The sequence below is a fragment of the Listeria cossartiae subsp. cayugensis genome (genome assembly GCF_014229095.1).
Taxonomy (GTDB): Bacteria; Bacillota; Bacilli; order Lactobacillales; family Listeriaceae; genus Listeria; species Listeria cayugensis.
On sequence record NZ_JAARZC010000002.1, the window covers coordinates 234,728 to 251,829 of the forward strand.

The 17,102-nt window shown below is 38.1% G+C and carries 20 protein-coding genes and 1 pseudogene; 17 read left to right on the forward strand and 4 right to left on the reverse strand.

All coding sequences use genetic code 11. The annotated features are described in order from the left end of the window. The first annotated feature begins 28 nt into the window (after window positions 1-28). The 9 genes from crcB (HCB49_RS08245) to HCB49_RS14445 all read left to right on the forward strand — a co-directional run bounded on the left by crcB (HCB49_RS08245) (window position 29) and on the right by HCB49_RS14445 (window position 5,583). Complete coding sequence (gene crcB, locus HCB49_RS08245) at window positions 29-418, forward strand: fluoride efflux transporter CrcB (protein ID WP_185604651.1); 390 nt, start codon at window positions 29-31, stop codon at window positions 416-418. Then, window positions 408-764 (forward strand): fluoride efflux transporter CrcB, encoded by a 357-nt coding sequence (gene crcB, locus HCB49_RS08250; RefSeq protein WP_185604652.1) that lies wholly within the window; start codon window positions 408-410, stop codon window positions 762-764. Before crcB (HCB49_RS08245) ends, crcB (HCB49_RS08250) begins: the two co-directional genes overlap by 11 nt. Window positions 765-859: 95 nt before the next feature. After that, window positions 860-1,240: a hypothetical protein gene (locus HCB49_RS08255; RefSeq protein WP_008948390.1), complete on the forward strand. Its 381-nt coding sequence runs from the start codon at window positions 860-862 to the stop codon at window positions 1,238-1,240. Window positions 1,241-1,373: 133 nt separating this feature from the next. Beyond that, window positions 1,374-2,498 carry an Lmo2079 family surface lipoprotein gene (locus HCB49_RS08260; RefSeq protein ID WP_185604653.1) on the forward strand — a complete coding sequence of 375 codons (1,125 nt, stop codon included), beginning with the start codon at window positions 1,374-1,376 and terminating at the stop codon, window positions 2,496-2,498. 104 nt (window positions 2,499-2,602) lie between these two features. Continuing rightward, entirely contained in the window at window positions 2,603-3,064 is a 462-nt protein-coding gene (gene tsaE, locus HCB49_RS08265) for a tRNA (adenosine(37)-N6)-threonylcarbamoyltransferase complex ATPase subunit type 1 TsaE (RefSeq protein ID WP_185604654.1), read from the forward strand. Then, on the forward strand, window positions 3,061-3,753 hold the full coding sequence (gene tsaB / locus HCB49_RS08270; RefSeq protein WP_185604655.1) for a tRNA (adenosine(37)-N6)-threonylcarbamoyltransferase complex dimerization subunit type 1 TsaB: 693 nt from the start codon (window positions 3,061-3,063) through the stop codon (window positions 3,751-3,753). The genes tsaE and tsaB overlap by 4 nt, the downstream gene beginning before the upstream one ends. Continuing rightward, complete coding sequence (rimI, locus tag HCB49_RS08275) at window positions 3,750-4,205, forward strand: ribosomal protein S18-alanine N-acetyltransferase (RefSeq protein ID WP_185604815.1); 456 nt, start codon at window positions 3,750-3,752, stop codon at window positions 4,203-4,205. The genes tsaB and rimI overlap by 4 nt, the downstream gene beginning before the upstream one ends. Continuing rightward, on the forward strand, window positions 4,202-5,224 hold the full coding sequence (tsaD, locus tag HCB49_RS08280) for a tRNA (adenosine(37)-N6)-threonylcarbamoyltransferase complex transferase subunit TsaD (RefSeq protein ID WP_185604656.1): 1,023 nt from the start codon (window positions 4,202-4,204) through the stop codon (window positions 5,222-5,224). The genes rimI and tsaD overlap by 4 nt, the downstream gene beginning before the upstream one ends. 299 nt (window positions 5,225-5,523) lie before the next feature. Then, on the forward strand, window positions 5,524-5,583 hold the full coding sequence (locus HCB49_RS14445) for a hypothetical protein (protein WP_232048003.1): 60 nt from the start codon (window positions 5,524-5,526) through the stop codon (window positions 5,581-5,583). A 200-nt stretch (window positions 5,584-5,783) separates the two neighbouring features. Here HCB49_RS14445 and HCB49_RS08285 read toward each other — a convergent pair whose 3' ends face one another. Further along, window positions 5,784-6,743 carry an alpha/beta hydrolase gene (locus HCB49_RS08285; protein ID WP_185604657.1) on the reverse strand — a complete coding sequence of 320 codons (960 nt, stop codon included), beginning with the start codon at window positions 6,741-6,743 and terminating at the stop codon, window positions 5,784-5,786. A 24-nt stretch (window positions 6,744-6,767) separates the two neighbouring features. After that, window positions 6,768-8,720 (reverse strand): ABC-F family ATP-binding cassette domain-containing protein, encoded by a 1,953-nt coding sequence (locus tag HCB49_RS08290; RefSeq protein WP_185604658.1) that lies wholly within the window; start codon window positions 8,718-8,720, stop codon window positions 6,768-6,770. Window positions 8,721-9,030: 310 nt separating this feature from the next. Here HCB49_RS08290 and HCB49_RS08295 point away from each other — a divergent pair, with 310 nt between their 5' ends. After that, window positions 9,031-9,678 carry a redox-sensing transcriptional repressor Rex gene (locus HCB49_RS08295; protein ID WP_003753229.1) on the forward strand — a complete coding sequence of 216 codons (648 nt, stop codon included), beginning with the start codon at window positions 9,031-9,033 and terminating at the stop codon, window positions 9,676-9,678. A gap of 26 nt (window positions 9,679-9,704) precedes the next feature. Here HCB49_RS08295 and HCB49_RS08300 read toward each other — a convergent pair. Together HCB49_RS08300 and HCB49_RS08305 are read right to left on the reverse strand one after the other, a co-directional pair. Further along, window positions 9,705-9,909, reverse strand: a pseudogene (locus HCB49_RS08300) (DUF4305 domain-containing protein). Window position 9,910: 1 nt separating this feature from the next. Continuing rightward, on the reverse strand, window positions 9,911-10,597 hold the full coding sequence (locus HCB49_RS08305) for a CPBP family intramembrane glutamic endopeptidase (RefSeq protein WP_185480984.1): 687 nt from the start codon (window positions 10,595-10,597) through the stop codon (window positions 9,911-9,913). 234 nt (window positions 10,598-10,831) lie between these two features. On the opposite strand from HCB49_RS08305, the gene groES reads away from it, so the two are divergent. From groES to HCB49_RS08340, 7 genes are all read left to right on the forward strand, one after another. After that, entirely contained in the window at window positions 10,832-11,116 is a 285-nt protein-coding gene (gene groES / locus HCB49_RS08310; RefSeq protein WP_011702849.1) for a co-chaperone GroES, read from the forward strand. A gap of 35 nt (window positions 11,117-11,151) precedes the next feature. Further along, window positions 11,152-12,780, forward strand: coding sequence for a chaperonin GroEL (gene groL / locus HCB49_RS08315; protein WP_008946500.1), 1,629 nt, complete (start codon window positions 11,152-11,154; stop codon window positions 12,778-12,780). 253 nt (window positions 12,781-13,033) lie between these two features. Next, window positions 13,034-14,011: a choloylglycine hydrolase gene (gene bsh, locus HCB49_RS08320; protein ID WP_185604659.1), complete on the forward strand. Its 978-nt coding sequence runs from the start codon at window positions 13,034-13,036 to the stop codon at window positions 14,009-14,011. A 150-nt stretch (window positions 14,012-14,161) separates the two neighbouring features. Beyond that, a complete protein-coding gene (locus HCB49_RS08325) occupies window positions 14,162-14,371 on the forward strand; it encodes a hypothetical protein (RefSeq protein ID WP_185397012.1) in 210 nt (69 codons plus the stop codon). Window positions 14,372-14,415: 44 nt separating this feature from the next. Continuing rightward, a complete protein-coding gene (locus HCB49_RS08330) occupies window positions 14,416-14,808 on the forward strand; it encodes a hypothetical protein (RefSeq protein WP_185604660.1) in 393 nt (130 codons plus the stop codon). A 412-nt stretch (window positions 14,809-15,220) separates the two neighbouring features. Then, a complete protein-coding gene (locus HCB49_RS08335; RefSeq protein ID WP_185604661.1) occupies window positions 15,221-16,093 on the forward strand; it encodes a DUF1672 family protein in 873 nt (290 codons plus the stop codon). Window positions 16,094-16,183: 90 nt separating this feature from the next. After that, window positions 16,184-17,053 (forward strand): DUF1672 family protein, encoded by an 870-nt coding sequence (locus tag HCB49_RS08340; protein WP_185604662.1) that lies wholly within the window; start codon window positions 16,184-16,186, stop codon window positions 17,051-17,053. Window positions 17,054-17,102 lie beyond the last annotated feature (49 nt).

Consider the following 17,102-nt stretch of genomic DNA (forward strand, 5'->3'; position numbering starts at 1 on the left):
GGTTTTTTGTGAAGTGGGGTCTTAGAGGATGTATTTTTTATATGTGGGGATTTTTGGTGCGCTAGGTGGGATGTGTCGATATGCGATGAATTTATGGCTTGGTGGTGAGGGATTTCCTTATGCGACTTTGGCTGTTAATTTGATTGGTTGTTTTTTACTGGCTTTTCTCATGCAGTTTTTGGCGGAGAAATCGCGTATTTCATTAGTAATCTTAAATGGGATTGGAACGGGATTCATTGGTGCTTTTACAACGTTTTCTGCTTTTAGTGTCGACACAATTCAACTGTTGCAAAATGGTGATGTGATTTTGGCGATTAGCTATGTTTTGGTTAGTTTAATTGGTGGGCTTGTGATGGTGAAGCTTGGTAGAATGCTTAGCGATACATTGCTAAAACGAGGTGCGCGCCATGTTCATTAATTTTTTACTGGTTGGTTTTGGTGCGGGACTAGGCGCAATGCTACGATATGGGATTTCGGTTTTTGTTAAAAGTAAATGGAAGACGAACTTTCCTTTCGCGACTTTTTTCATTAATATAACTGGTTCATTTTTGTTAGGTTTTCTATTATCTTCTACGCTTGGTCCTGACTGGCAGCTGTTTCTTGGCACAGGATTTATGGGTGGATATACGACATTCTCAACATTCAAAGTGGAGAGTATGGAATTAAAATGGAAAACAAATTATCGCGTATTATTTTCATATTTAGGCTGTACATATGTGTTTGGCTTGGTGGCAGCTTTTATCGGCATTTTGCTAGGTGTATAAGAATTGTTTAAGAAACAAAGAAAACGATTGCCTGTATTTCCGCTAAATGCTATGCTAGAAAGAACGAAAAGCTTCGGAGAGGACGAGAGAGCGCGATGACAGGTTTTAGAAAAATAATGTTGCCGGTTTTACTAGTTGTACTATTTTTGGCGGGTTGTAATAAGGAAGAAGTTCCTGCTTTAGTCCTTGATGGATCAGTAACTGACACTAGTTTATTGGAGAATAATAAGCAGTTAACAGTCAATGGAACATTAACATGGAATGGCGAAAAAAATAATTATGCCAGCGAAGTTATCGTCACCGTAAGTAGCAATACTTCCGTGACTAACGCAACAACTGGCAAAACGATGAAACTAACAGATATTAAAGATGATGACACAATCAAAGCCGTATTCCCACAAGGAACAGATATTACTTCACCAGCTCCGGGGAAAGTGTCTGAAAATGCTACTTCTATAAAAGTAACTCCAAAATAAAAACGTCCTTCTCATAAGGGACGTTTTTTTATGATGTGATTTGTGACAGACTTATGAACACTTTGGAAAATGGCTTGTTTTCAGTACTTTATATGTGTTAATTTTAATGTATCAACTAAGTAGGAGGAGAACAATGAAAAAAGGGATTTTACTTTCAATTCTGTTAGTTTTAGCATTAGTAATTAGTGCATGTGGGGAAAGCGCAGAAGAAAAAGCAGCAAAAACACCACAAGGGAAATTTATTCAAACATTAAAAAATGGGAAAAATGCTCCGGATAAGTCTACATATACTACTACGATGGGTGTAACAGATATCCAAATACCAAGCGACGACTCTAGCTCGCAAATGATTGGTATTCTAAAAGATATTAAACTATCTGTAACGACTTCAACGGATAAAAAAGCCAACAAGACAGAAACAAAAGCTAATATAAAATCTACGAATAATATGTTACCATTTTCCATGGATTTCAGTGTTTTATCGGATTTAGAGTCAGGAAATTCATATATTCCACTTAAATCTATCGTTAAACCAGACGCGTCATTACTTAGCTTTTTAGATCAAGCGACAGGTGGCATGTGGTCTAAAATTGACACAGAAATGCCCGGTTTAAAAGATAAATATATTAGTACAGAAGAATTAACGAGTTTATTAACAGATGGCACTGAAGTGAAGATTGATGAAAAAGCGTATGAAGGTGCTAGAAAAAATATCAATGAAAAAATAACAAAACTATCAGAAGACTATTTCCAAGGTTTGGAAAAAGATCGTTTTAAAGAAGCAGAAGATGGTACAATCACGGTTTCACTTAAAAAAGAAGATGTTGTAAAATTACTAACAGAACTTCGTGAATTAATGAATGAAGAAGCAGTAAAAGCGGATTTCAAAGTAATGACAGAAAGCCAAGGTTCAGATCAAGTAAAAGACTTTGACACACAGTATAGTGAGCTACTAACAGGCCTTAAAACGGCTGCTGATAAGTTACTAGATGATAAAAAACTAATGATTAATTTCGATATTGCTGTAAAACCAGGAAAAAATAATACATTAGATACATTAACTATTAGCGGAAAAGTAGAAGATACATTAAACAATACGAATCCAGAGTCTATCAGTTTTAAACTAGAAACAAAAGCAGAAAAATTTGTTCCAATTTCTGATTTTCCAACAAAAGAACAAATTCTTTCTAAAGAAGAGTTAACTTTAATCATAAGCGATTTTGCAAGACAAATGTATATAAACAGTGGAGTTTACTAATTCTCTGGAAAGACGCAGCGACTCAGGTCGTTGCGTTTTTTGTTTTTTATTTTGGCGCGGCTTTGTGGTATGATATGTAGAGAAAATGATGGACGGGTGAGCTAATGGAATTCGAATTAATAATGACAAGTGAAAGAGAGACAAGACTTCGCGCAAAACAACTTGGTGAACAACTGGCAGCTGGAGATGTGATTTTACTTGAAGGTGATCTCGGCGCTGGAAAAACTACATTTACAAAAGGACTTGGTGAAGGTCTTTTGATTCCGCAAATGATTAAAAGTCCGACATTCACTATTATTCGCGAATATAAGAAAGGGCGCTTGCCACTTTATCATATGGATGTGTACCGCTTGGAAGATACTTCGGCTGATGAACTTGGTTTGGAGGAGTATTTCTACGGAGCGGGTGTTAGTGTGGTTGAATGGGCACAGTTTGTTCGCGAAGATTTGCCAGAAGAATACTTGGAAATTAAGCTTTTTCATATAGATGAGAATACGCGCAAAATGGTTGTGAAGCCAGTTGGGGAAAGGTACGAGCAACTTGCGATGGAGGTTTTTGGGAAATGATACTTGGGATGGATACGTCTTCCGATACGATGACGATAGCACTTTTTAATGAGGGTGTTGTTCTCGGTGAATATACAACGAATTTGAAAAAAAATCATAGTGTGCGCCTACTTCCGGCGATTGCTGCTTTAATGGAGGAATGTGGCGTAAAACCGACAGACTTAGAAAAAATTGCTGTAGCAAAAGGGCCGGGTTCTTATACCGGACTGCGCATCGGCGTAACTGTCGCGAAAACAATGGCCTGGGATGCGGGAATTCCGATTGTTGGGATTTCTTCTTTGGCACTTTTAGCAGAAAATGGCTTATACTTTCCTGGAAAAGTGGTTGCATTAATGGATGCGCGCCGTGGTAATGTGTACGCGGGGGTTTATCAAGCGAACTGTGGCAAAATGAAGAACGTTGTAGCAGATGGTCATATTGCGCTTACCGAATTAGTAGAGCAATTTACTCAAAGTGACGATACAATTTTATTCGTGGGAACGTTGACGGAGCAAATTCAGCTAGCAGTGACAGCGATTCTTGGTGAACGAGCGATTTTTGCTCAGGCGGATTATACGTATGCGCGGGCTAGTTCACTTGTAAAATTAGCGGCGGACTTGGACGGCGAACCAGCGGACAATTTTGTTCCAGACTATTTAAAATTGGCAGAAGCGGAAAGTAAATGGTTGGAATCGAGGGGTTCCGAGTGAGTTTGGAAGAAGCCTTAATTTTTCGAGAAGCAACGGTTGCTGACTTAAAAAGTATTATGAATGTCGAAAATGCGGCATTCACGGTACCTTGGACAGAAGCAGCTTTTCGGAATGAATTTATTATTAATCAATACGCTTATTATTTGCTTGCGATTTATGAGGAGCAGGTAGTGGGCTATGCAGGTGTTTGGCTCGTTTTAGATGAAGGGCACATTACGAATATTGCGATTCATCCAGATTATCAAGGCAATCACTACGGCGAGGCACTTTTGCGGGAAATGATTCGGGTTGCGAAAGAGCGCGGTGTTGTTCGAATGACGCTCGAAGTTCGCGTATCTAATGATGTAGCACAAAGACTTTATAAAAAATTAGGATTTCAAGACGGCGCCATTCGGAAAAACTATTATCCGGATACGAAAGAAGATGCGCTAGTGATGTGGGTGGACTTATGAAAAAAAATACATTAATTCTTGGGATAGAATCTAGCTGTGACGAAACAGCAGCTTCTGTTGTGAAAAATGGTAATGAAATTATATCGAGTGTAGTGGCTTCACAAATTGAAAGCCATAAACGATTTGGCGGAGTCGTTCCAGAAATTGCATCGCGACATCACGTGGAACAAATTACACTTGTGATTGAAGAAGCTTTAAAACAAGCGAATGTGACGATGGATGATTTGGACGGGGTCGCTGTGACAGAAGGGCCAGGTCTAGTTGGCGCACTGCTTATCGGCGTGAACGCAGCTAAAACGCTCGCTTTTATGCATAATTTACCTTTAGTCGGCGTGCATCATATTGCTGGTCATATTTATGCAAATCGCTTTGAAACAGAATTTAAATTTCCGTTATTGTCGTTAGTTGTCAGCGGCGGGCATACCGAACTCGTTTTAATGAAAGCTGATAATGAATTTGAGATTATCGGTGAAACAAGGGACGATGCGGCTGGTGAAGCTTATGATAAAGTGGCGCGTACACTTGGTCTCGCATATCCTGGTGGCGTGCAAATTGATAAACTTGCCAAAGATGGTGAAGATACTTTTCATTTTCCGCGTGCGATGATGGATGATGGCTCATTTGATTTTAGTTTTAGCGGCTTGAAGTCTTCCTTTATCAATACGCTTCACAATTTAAGACAGCGCGGCGAGGAACCGAATCCAAATGATATGGCGGCGAGTTTTCAAGCAAGTGTCGTGGATGTTTTAGTAAGCAAAACGATTCGGGCAGCTAAAGAGTACGATGTGAAACAACTGCTTCTTGCGGGAGGCGTGGCGGCGAATCAAGGTTTACGAGAACGACTTATTCAAGAAGTAAAACTAGAACTTCCGAACACAGAACTGATTATTCCACCGTTATCGCTATGTGGTGATAATGCGGCGATGATTGCAGCCGCTGGGACAGTGAGCTTCTTGCAAGGAAAACGTAGTAATTTTGATATGAATGCCAATCCGGGATTATTGCTGGAAGATATATGAAAAAGCGTACGGAATTTTTCGTTCCGCACGCTTCGGACTGCAGTGAAAGTGAACAATTATTTTCACTGCAGTTTATTTTTATTAGATTTATTCAAGGTTAATTTTCCGATTATGCCTCTAAAATACAACTTTCGCACCAACTCTTTTTCTCAAGATGCTGGCATGCTATAATTGTGAAGCAAGCAAGTTTATGGTGGTGCACCAGCCTTTTTCATCCGGAAAGTAGGTGGTGCTTATGTTGTTTTTAGGCGTTACCTGGAAAGGATAAACGTTTGACTGTTTTCGAGAGTCTTACGCTGATGATTGCTTTTGCAGTCTTAATCGTAACGATCATGAACAGCAAAAATGACAAAAAATAAAAACCACTCATAAGCCTGACAGCTAGTGGTTTTTAAATAAATCATATAAAAGGCTGTCACCATCTTAAATGGTGTTTGCGAGGGAGTCATGTTGACGCATGGCTCTCTTTTCATTTATATGGTAACATATTTAGTTATTATTTGCCAAGTTTTTCCTCTGTATAACTGATAGCATATAGTTCTTAGAAAATCGCTAGTTTTCACATCGTTTTATTTAAAAATTGGCGTACTTTTTCTTCGTATGTTTTCGGATCTACCGTGAATGCTTGACCGTGTTCTGCACCTCTTACAATCCACTTTTCTTTATAGCTATTTGTAGCGTCGTATAGTTCGTCCACCATATAAGTAGGGACGAAAGCATCCGAATCACCGTGAATGTAGAAAATCGGTAAGTCAGTTTTAGCGACTGCGTCAACGGCACTTGCTTCGCTGAAAAAGAATCCTTCTTTCGCTTTGTTTATCAGACTAGCTGTTGGGATAATTGGGAAATTCGGTAAATGGAACATGGCTTTTAATTGATAGGAAAGTTCAGCATCCATCGAAGTATAGCCGCAATCTGCGATGACACTTTTTACTTGTTTTGGTAGTTTTTCGCCGCTCGTCATAAGGACGGTAGAGCTGCCCATAGAAACACCGTGGAGTGCGATTTCTGTATCGGTTCCATTTTTGTCGATTACTTGGTCGATCCACTGCACGTAATCTTTGCGTTCGGGCCAGCCAAAGCCAATATTTTCGCCTTCACTTTCACCGTGTGCTCGGGCATCTGGCATTAAAACATTAAAGCCAAATTTTTCATGATACATCCGTGCTAGGCCAGCCATTTCGACTTTTCCACTTTTGCCGCGATAGCCGTGTGCTAAAATGATTGTCGTATTAGATGGTTTATCGGCTGCTAAATAATTGGCAACGAGTTTCAAATCGTCGGCTGAGGCTTCAGTCCATTGCGTGAGATTTTGCTTTTCCATCCAAGCGACATTTGCCTCGCGATTTTTCTTCGCCAGTTTGGCCGTTTCCGTTGTTTCGTCTGTTGTTGCTGTATCGTCCATGCTGGAATTGTCACGCGCTAAAGCATAACTATATAAGTAAAAACTCGCACAAATGGTAATAATGACAAGTAAGCTAACGATAATTGAACCAGAAATAATTAAAATCTTTTTCATTATTTGCTCCTTTTTTTATGCAGATTACATGGATTCCAGTTCTTCGCTTATGGTTTCCCATTCTTCCATGAGTTTTTCGCCGTCCGCTTTCACCGCGTCCAGCTCTTGAGTGATTTCTAAGGCTTTTTCATGGTCTTGGAAAACTTCTGGTTTGGTTAATTGTAGCTCGAGTTCGGCGATTTTTTCATCGGTTTCTTCCATGGCTTGCTCTACTTCTTCCAGTTTTCTTTTTCGTTGCCGAAGTAGTTTTTGTTGCTCTTTTTCTTCTTGGTAGTTTAATTTTCGAACGGAGGCAGTTGCTTCGACTTGTTCGCCTTTTTTGCGGCGGTCCTCAGCATCAAGTCGTGCGAGTTCTTTTGCTTCTGCTAATTTTTCTTGATAATAATCGTAATCGCCTAGGAAAACGGTCGCTTTTTCTGGAGCTAGTTCGACGATTTTCGAAGCAATCCGGTTAATGAAATAACGGTCATGGGAAACGAACAAAATCGTCCCTTCAAAATCGATTAAAGCAGCTTCCAACACTTCTTTACTTTCAATGTCTAAATGATTGGTCGGTTCATCGAGAATGAGGACATTGGCTTCAAGTAAAGTGAGTTTAGCAAGCGCGAGTCGTGCTTTTTCGCCGCCGCTCAGGGATTGGACATTTTTAAGGACATCATCATCTGAAAACAGGAAATTACCAAGTGTTGTCCGGACGTTGACTTCATTTAATTCAGGATAATCATCCCATAGTTCCATTAAAACGGTTTTGTTGGAAGTCAGTTTGGCTTGTTCTTGATCGTAGTAGCCAATTTTCACGCCAGCGCCAAAGTGAAATTCGCCACTTAGAGCTGGAATGTCGCGAATAAGTGTTTTAAGTAGGGTAGACTTGCCAATTCCGTTTGGACCAACGAGCGCGAGGCTGTCTTGACGTTTCATTTCGAAGGTTAGATTGGAAGCAATGCGTTTATCTTTCGCGTAACCAATGCTTAGCTGATCTACCATTAAAACATCTTTACCAGTTTGCTTTTCAAATTGGAAACCAAAATGGGCTGCTTTTTCATCCCCTTGAGGTCGCCCGAGCACATCCATTTTTTCTAATTGTTTTCTTCTGCTTTGCGCGCGCTTAGTTGTGGATGCGCGAACGATATTTCTCGCAACAAAATCTTCTAGTTTCGCAATTTGTTTTTGCTGTTTATCAAATTCTTTCCACATTTGTTCTAGTTTCGCTTGCTTTTGACTGACAAACGAACTGTAATTTCCTTTGTAGTGATCGATTTTTGTACGGCTGATTTCGTATACCTGGTTAACGACTTTATCAAGGAAATAGCGGTCATGAGACACGATAAGTAGCGAGCCATGATAGTTTTGTAAATACGTTTCTAGCCATGCTAACGTTTCGATATCTAAATGGTTGGTCGGTTCATCGAGAACGAGAATGTCTTGTTTAGCTAGCAATAACTTGGCAAGTGCGAGCCGCGTTTTTTGCCCACCACTTAAAGATGCAATCTCCACTTCGTAATCATCAGGATAAAAGCGTAATCCATTTAAAACGGAGCGAATCTCTGCTTCATACGTATAACCGCCAATTTCTTTAAAGGTATGCTGTAATGTATCGTAATCCGTCATCAATGCTTGATATTTTTCCGGGTCATTATATAGCTCTGGTTCACCAAGACGAAACTCCATTTTGCGCAAATCTGCTTCCATTTTTCGCAGGGAATCAAATACGCTAAGCATTTCATCCCAAATGGTTTTGGAAGATTCTAGCCCAGTGTTTTGCGCCAAATAGCCAATTTCGACACTTTTAGGTTTAGAAATGGTTCCGCCGTCATAGCTCATTTTGCCCGCGATGATTTTAAGTAAAGTAGATTTTCCTGCGCCATTTCTGCCAACTAAAGCAATTCGATCACCAGTTTTAACTTCTAATTTAATATTATCTAAAATTACTTCTGCACCGAAGAATTTAGAAATTTGCTGAACTTGTAATAATATCATAATCTCTCTCCTCGAACGTTCTCCCTACTAGTTTATCTTAAAAGCCAAGTAATCGCAATGAGATAGCCAATTGTTCACGAAACGATTAGTTTGTGAAAACACTCGCATTATTTGTGATTTTAGCGTAAAATAGAAAAGAAGGACTGCGCCAGATATTTTGCGGGACAAAACCTTACTTGAAAGTCATGAGCAAAAAGTTTGTGCATTCCTTGTGAAATGTTTATAGTATATAAGCAAGCATGTGAAAGGAAGTACAGTTCACAAAAGCTTCAACTTCAGAAAAAATTTTAAAGAAGAAGGGACAGAAGGCATGATGGAGGAAACAACCAAAATTCCACAAGCGACAGCAAAACGCTTACCATTATATCATCGTTACTTGAAATACCTAGATGAGTCAGGTAAGGAACGAGTATCATCAGCGGAATTAAGTGAAGCGGTGAAAGTTGATTCAGCGACTATTCGACGTGATTTTTCGTACTTTGGCGCATTAGGTAAGAAAGGATACGGGTATAACGTTTCATACATACTCGACTTTTTCAGCAAAACACTCAGTCAGGACAAACAGACAAATGTTGCACTAATCGGTGTAGGTAACCTAGGTACAGCATTATTACATTATAATTTCATGAAAAACAATAATATCAAAATCGTTGCTGCATTTGATGTAGATCCAGCGAAAGTAGGTAGTGTTCAACAAGATATTCCAATTTATCATTTAAACGATATGGAAGAAATTGTTCGTGAAAACGGTGTGGAAGTAGTTATTCTGACAGTTCCAGCTGACGAAGCACAAGTAACGGTAGATCGTTTAATCGAAGCAGATGTAAAAGGTATCCTAAACTTTACACCAGCTCGTATCAGTGTTCCAAAACAAGTTCGTGTGCACCATATCGATCTTACAACGGAATTACAAACGTTAATCTATTTTCTGGAAAATTATCCAGCGAAATCAGAATAAAAAAACCTGTAGAAGGTAAGTTAAACTTACTTTCTACAGGTTTTTTTTACGTCTTTTAAGTCCGGTGATAATCAGGCCAATGCCAATCCCAAAATCCATTAATGTCATTATAATAAGTATATAAGCTAGGATATCATAACCGTATTCAGCCACACGAACAATAACAAAATATACAAATACAAGACCAAGCGCAAAATAAAGAAAACTTTGCTTAATTAATGAATTTTTCATATTATCCTCCAATTATTCCGAGACTCAAAAGCAAAACAATCGTGTTCATTAATATATGCGCGCCCATCGAAACCACAATCCGTTTCGTTTTCGTATAAAGAAAACAAAGAATAAGTCCGATGACAAAATAAGTCAGTAAGAACGAAATATCCCCATGAAGCAGTCCGAAGAAAAGGGAACTAATAACCGCAGCCACATGAATATTCATCACATTGCTCAGCCCACCAAAAACCACTTTTCTAAACACAAGTTCTTCCAAAATCGGACCAAGAATCGAAATGAAAATCAAGAAAATCGGCGCTGCTTTAGTCAAATCAACTAGTAATTCAGTGTTTGCTGAACTATTCATATCTCCAGAAATCATCGTAATAATAATGCTACAAATGATTTGCGCCACGTATAAGCCAATCACACCACCAATAATCCAAACGATGCTTAGAAATGGTTTTGTTTTTTCACCAAGTTCGATTTTATTTTCTTTTGGTTTTCTATAAAGCATCGGAATAATAATGGCGAGCGACAACAGATTAGAAAATATCGACCAAGCTACCATTCCATAAGCTGCAGCATCCTCCGCTGAAAGAGAAGTGATACTTAATATAATATGTTGAACAATTGGAATTCCAATAGATGCTGAAAACAATAATAACAAATAAACTAAAACAATCGTAATATAACGTTTAGCCAAAAAATACGCATCCTCTCTAAAAACAAACTCTTGCTAAATTGCTTTAAACAAGCGGAAATAGCTCTCCTTATTGTACTAGTTATCAAGCTTTACCGCAAATAAGAATTCTTCCATTTTTTAAACGTTTTTGCTTGCAATTTTTATTCAGTTTGGTATCATAATAACTGTATTAGCACTCTGATGTGTCGAGTGCTAAAATGAAAAATGTAATTATATCAGAGGAGGTCATTTACATTGTTAAAACCATTAGGAGATCGTGTTGTAATTGAAGTACTTGAAGCAGAGGAAAAAACAGCGAGTGGGATTGTATTACCAGACTCTGCCAAAGAAAAACCGCAATCAGGGAAAATTGTTGCAGTCGGTTCAGGTCGTGTTCTAGAAAACGGAACAAAAGAACCACTTGAAGTTGCAGAAGGTGACACAGTAATTTTCGCAAAATACTCTGGAACAGAAGTAACGTATGAAGGAACTGACTATCTGATTTTACGTGAAAGTGACATTTTAGCAATTACTAAATAATTTTAAAAAAAGAAATAATCGGAGGGAAATATAAAATGGCAAAAGATATTAAATTTAGTGAAGATGCTCGTCGTGCCATGTTACGTGGTGTCGACCAACTAGCAAACGCAGTAAAAGTAACGCTTGGCCCAAAAGGTCGTAATGTTGTTTTAGAAAAAAAATTCGGTTCTCCGTTAATTACAAATGATGGTGTAACGATTGCAAAAGAAATCGAATTAGAAGATCCATTTGAAAACATGGGAGCAAAACTTGTATCTGAAGTTGCTTCTAAAACCAATGATGTTGCTGGGGACGGAACTACAACAGCGACCGTTTTAGCGCAAGCAATGATTCAAGAAGGCTTAAAAAACGTAACAGCTGGAGCAAACCCAGTAGGCGTTCGCCGCGGTATCGAAAAAGCCGTAGCAACAGCTATTGAAGAATTAAAAGCTATTTCTAAACCAATTGAAAGCAAAGAGTCTATCGCTCAAGTTGCAGCTATTTCTTCTGGTGATGAAGAAGTTGGTAAATTAATCGCGGAAGCAATGGAACGTGTTGGTAACGACGGCGTTATCACTATTGAAGAATCCAAAGGCTTTGCAACAGAATTAGACGTAGTAGAAGGTATGCAATTCGACCGCGGCTACACTAGCCCTTACATGGTAACCGATTCCGATAAAATGGAAGCTGTTCTTGAAAAACCATATATCTTAATCACAGATAAAAAAATCAACAACATTCAAGAAATCTTACCAGTTTTAGAGCAAGTAGTTCAACAAGGTCGTCCAATGTTAATTATCGCGGAAGATGTTGAAGGAGAAGCTCAAGCAACTCTAGTTCTAAACAAACTTCGCGGAACATTTAACGTAGTAGCCGTGAAAGCTCCAGGTTTTGGTGATCGTCGTAAAGCAATGCTAGAAGACGTAGCTATTTTAACTGGTGGACAAGTAATCACTGAAGATTTAGGTTTAGAATTGAAAACAGCTACCATTGATCAACTTGGAACAGCTAACAAAGTAGTCGTAACTAAAGATGATACTACAATTGTTGAAGGAGCAGGCGATTCCACACAAATTAGCGCTCGTGTAAACCAACTTCGTGCGCAAATGGAAGAAACTACTTCTGAATTTGATAAAGAAAAATTACAAGAACGTTTAGCAAAACTTGCAGGTGGAGTAGCTGTCGTTAAAGTTGGCGCTGCAACTGAAACAGAGCTAAAAGAACGTAAATTACGCATTGAAGATGCCCTTAACTCTACTCGCGCAGCTGTAGAAGAAGGTATCGTAGCTGGTGGTGGTACTGCCCTTGTAAGTATTTACAACAAAGTAGCAGCACTAGAAGCAGAAGGCGACGTAGAAACTGGTATCAACATCGTGCTTCGTTCCCTAGAAGAACCAGTTCGCCAAATCGCACATAACGCTGGCCTAGAAGGTTCCGTTATCGTAGAACGCTTGAAACACGAAGCAGTTGGCGTTGGTTTCAACGCAGCAAACGGCGAATGGGTAAACATGATTGACGCTGGTATTGTCGATCCAACTAAAGTAACACGTTCCGCACTACAAAACGCATCATCCGTTGCAGCACTTCTATTAACTACAGAAGCAGTTGTAGCAGACAAACCAGACGAAAACGGTCCATCAGCTGTTCCTGACATGGGAATGGGCGGCATGGGCGGTATGATGTAAGCATCGTATCAACCGAACAATTTTAAAAAGGTCTCTGAATTTTTTCAGGGATCTTTTTTTTGTAGTGGAAAAATGAAAACAAACTTATGATAAAGTAAATTTTTTTAATGATCTAGGTTGCACGCCCTCGGAGGGAGTTAGCGATTAGCAACTGTTCCGTTTTATTGTGAAAAAAACAACAAATTATGTTTTACCCAAAACGCCGAGGGTACTTATATACGTGTAAGCTGAAAAATTTGAGGAGGGATTTTTGATGTGTACGTCAATAACTTATACAACAAAAGATCACTATTTTGGAAGGAATTTTGACTATGAACTTTCTTACAAAGAGGTTGTGGTTGTTACGCCAAAAAATTATCCGTTCCGTTTTCGCAAGGTAGAGGATATTAATCAACATTATGCGTTAATTGGTATTGCTGCTGTGATGGAAAACTATCCTTTGTACTACGACGCCACCAATGAAAAAGGGCTTAGTATGGCGGGACTCAATTTCTCAGGGAATGCTGATTATAAGGAATTTGCGGAAGGAAAAGATAATGTGACACCATTTGAATTTATTCCATGGATTCTTAGTCAATGCGCTACTGTAAAAGAAGCAAGAGTACTACTTGATAAAATCAATCTTGTTAATATTAGTTTTAGTGAGCAACTGCCACTTTCTCCGCTTCATTGGTTGATGGCAGATCAAACTGAATCCATCGTGATTGAGTCTGTGAAAGATGGTCTTCGCATCTATGATAATCCATTAGGGGTATTAACAAATAATCCAACATTTGATTACCAGCTATTTAATCTAAATAATTATCGAGCGCTTTCCAGTAAAACACCAGAAAATACTTTCTCCAGCGAAATTGACTTGGATGCTTATAGTCGCGGAATGGGTGGGATTGGTTTACCTGGTGATTTATCCTCCATGTCTCGTTTTGTGAAGGCAACGTTTACCAAGTTGAATTCCATTTCAGGTGATTCTGAATCTGAAAGTATTAGCCAATTTTTCCATATTTTAGGCTCGGTAGAACAGCAAAAAGGGCTTTGTGATGTTGGTGGGGGAAAATATGAGCATACCATTTATTCCTCATGCTGCAATATTGATAAAGGCATCTATTATTATAGAACTTACGAAAATAGCCAAATTACTGGCGTGGATATGCATCAAGAGGATTTAGAGAGTCAAGAACTAGCAATTTATCCACTCGTAAATGAGCAGCAAGTGAACATCGTTAATAAATAATTTATAGGACTATGGCAGGGAAGCCCCTTGTCGTAGTTTTTTTGTGAGAAAAACCAAAATTTGTCATGTGTTAAACAATTTTGGGACCGAAAAAGCAAGAAGCAATTACCTAACCATTGTTATAATAAAAGAAAAGGAGATGCACTTGTTATGAGAGAAAATTCCATTATTGGTCGAATGATTGCATTCTGCGCGATTTGCTTTGCATTTTTTAATCCGAAAACCGTGACTTATTGGCTTGGGGTGCGCGCGGAATCTGGCCCAGCTTGGTATCTTACAACAGTTGTCGCATGCGGAATTGCCGGTTTTGTACTGATTGATTTAATCAAAAAAATAAAACGAAGAAAAGCGGCAGAATAAAAGTTTTCGTGGTATACTACTAGAAAAACGACTAGGAGAACGCCATGAACTGGACACGTATCAGTAGTATTTTATTAGTTGGATTTACAGCAGTTGGGGCAATTTATGGAGGCTTATCAATGATTTTCATGCCAAGCGGTGGTCTACTTTCTCTTTCAACTGGCTTACTTGATGGTTCACCGTTTGTCGATTATTTAGTACCGGGCATATTTTTATTCGTCTTTGTTGGCTTATTCCATTTAGCAGCACTGATTTATTTGCTGAAAAAATTACCACGAACGAAAGAAGTCTTGTTTGCAGCCGCCGCTGTTTTGGCAGTATGGATGGTAGTGCAATTACTGATTATTGGTTATGTATTTATTTTACAAATTATCTTTTTAGTTGTCGCAGCAGTCGAAATGTTCTTAGCGATACAATGGAAGAAGCAACAACGATAATACTGTAATTTATTTAATTAGGCTATTTCCCTCTTGAAATTGATAGGGGGGTGAATAGCCTAATTTTTTTGTTCAATCAGAGGTTCAAGCAATTAAACTTGAAGAAATTATCAATAAAAGGAAGTATTGTGAAAAAATCATCTTTTTGTATAAAAGGCATTACTTGAAAATGGACCATATCAGCGTTTTATTGAAGTGTTGTTCGTTGTTCTGTCACATTTCACTTTGTGAATTTATGATATAATTTTAGGATGATATTATGAGGATTTTTAACTATATTCTTATTTGAGAGTAACAATTTAAATATGATTGTTATTTGGATGATTTAAATTTATAGCAATTTAAGCGTTCGAATAATTGGAAAAAATTAAGATTTCAAAGAGATAAAATACAGAAGTAGGTAGGAGAAGAGATGAAGAAAAAAATAATGGTTTTGTTAACAGGTTTATTGTTTTTGGGAGGCTGTTTTAATATGAATGGGAAAACAGAGCAGGAAAAAGCGCAAGAAGGAACTACGCCTGTGCAGGATTACGTTGGACAGGGGTATTCATTTGTGGACGGGAATAAATCGGCAGAACGAGTGAAGAAACATGAGGAAGAGATAAAACAAGTAGCGATAGACTATATGAAAACAAAATATAAGACGGATGTGAAAGTAAATAATGTGGTACCAGCTCGCAATGGAGCGGTTGTCATTGTGGAAAGCGAGGCGCCAATTCAGTTTACTACTTCGGTTGTTGTAAAATTTATGCTTAATAAAAAAGATGAAATTGGAAGTGGATCTAGTAGCGAAGGAGCAGTTGAACAAGCAATTGTAGGGGGACTTTATGCAAAGGCGTATGAAGCAGAGTTCCATCATCTAGATGAATTTGCAGAAGAGTTAGCGGGAAAATACAATTTAGAAGGTTACACAGAGGAAGCGTTAATCAAAGCTTCACCTAAAGGGTATCAAGGGAAATATTATTTTCTAACTGTAGGATATGATGATTATCTAAGTGCATATAATGCATATTTAAGTAATAACCAAGTTTCAGCAGAGGAGCTACGTGCCTTATTTAAAAAAGATGATGCAACAAGTAAGAACATGACAATTGTAATGAACTTCTTTTCAAACGAAGATAAACTTCCCAATCAAAATGTAGTAGATAGCTTAGCTGAAGAATTTAAAGCAGAATCAGACTTACCAAATGGAGAGTACCCGATTAATTTATTTAAGAATTTCATTGTAAACCGAGTAGGATTACCCGATGGAGAAAATGTAGATGTGGAAGGCATTACTAAATAAAAAGAATACTAGAATATATAAGATGAGCATGAAATACAGATATACATGAAATCCCAAAGAGATAAAATACATAAGCCGATAGGAGAACAGATGAAGAAAAAAATAATGTTTTTTTTAGCAAGTTTATTATTATTGGGAGGCTGTTTCAATATAAACGAGAAAACAGAGCAAGAGAAAGCGCAAGAAGGAACTACCCCTGTGCAAGATTATGTTGGACAAGGATATTCTTTTGTGGATGGGAATAAATCAGCGGAACGCGTAAAAAAGCATGAAGAAGAGATTAAACAAGTAGCTATTGATTACGTGAAAACAAAATACAAAACAAATGTAGAAGTAACTAATGTGGTGCCAGCTCGAAATGCGGCGGTTGTAATCGTAGAATGTAAGGAGCCTATTCAGTTTACAACATCTGTTACGGTGGGCTTTATTTTAAACAAGGACGAAGTAGGATTCACTAAAGAAGATGAAGGCGAAATAGAGCAAGCTATTATAGGGGGCTTATATGCAAAGGCATATGAGGCAGAATTCAAACATTTAAATGATTTTGCAGAAGAAACAGCAAAAAAATATAATCTGCTAGGAATGACTGATGAAGCCTTAGTTAAAGCATCGCCCTATGGAAATCAAGGAAAGTACTATTTTATTACACTAGCGTATCGTGAGTATTTAAGTGTATATAATGCATATATAGAAAACCCTCAAATTTCAGTAGAGGAATTACGAGACTTGTTCACAAAAGATGATCCAACTAGTGAAAATATAACAATTGCAATGAATTTCTTTTCAGAAGAAGACAAGTTGCCTAAACAAGAAGTAGTAGATAATCTAGCTAAAGATTTTGAACAAAAATTAGGATTGCCAAAAGGTAATTATCCTTTCGTAATATATAAGAATCTTATAGTAAATAGAGTAGGACTACCTGATGGAGAGAATATAGAGGCAAAAGTATCAGTTAAATGAGCAAGAGTTTATCAAAGGTAAAAACAAACTTAAAAATAACAGAAGCTGA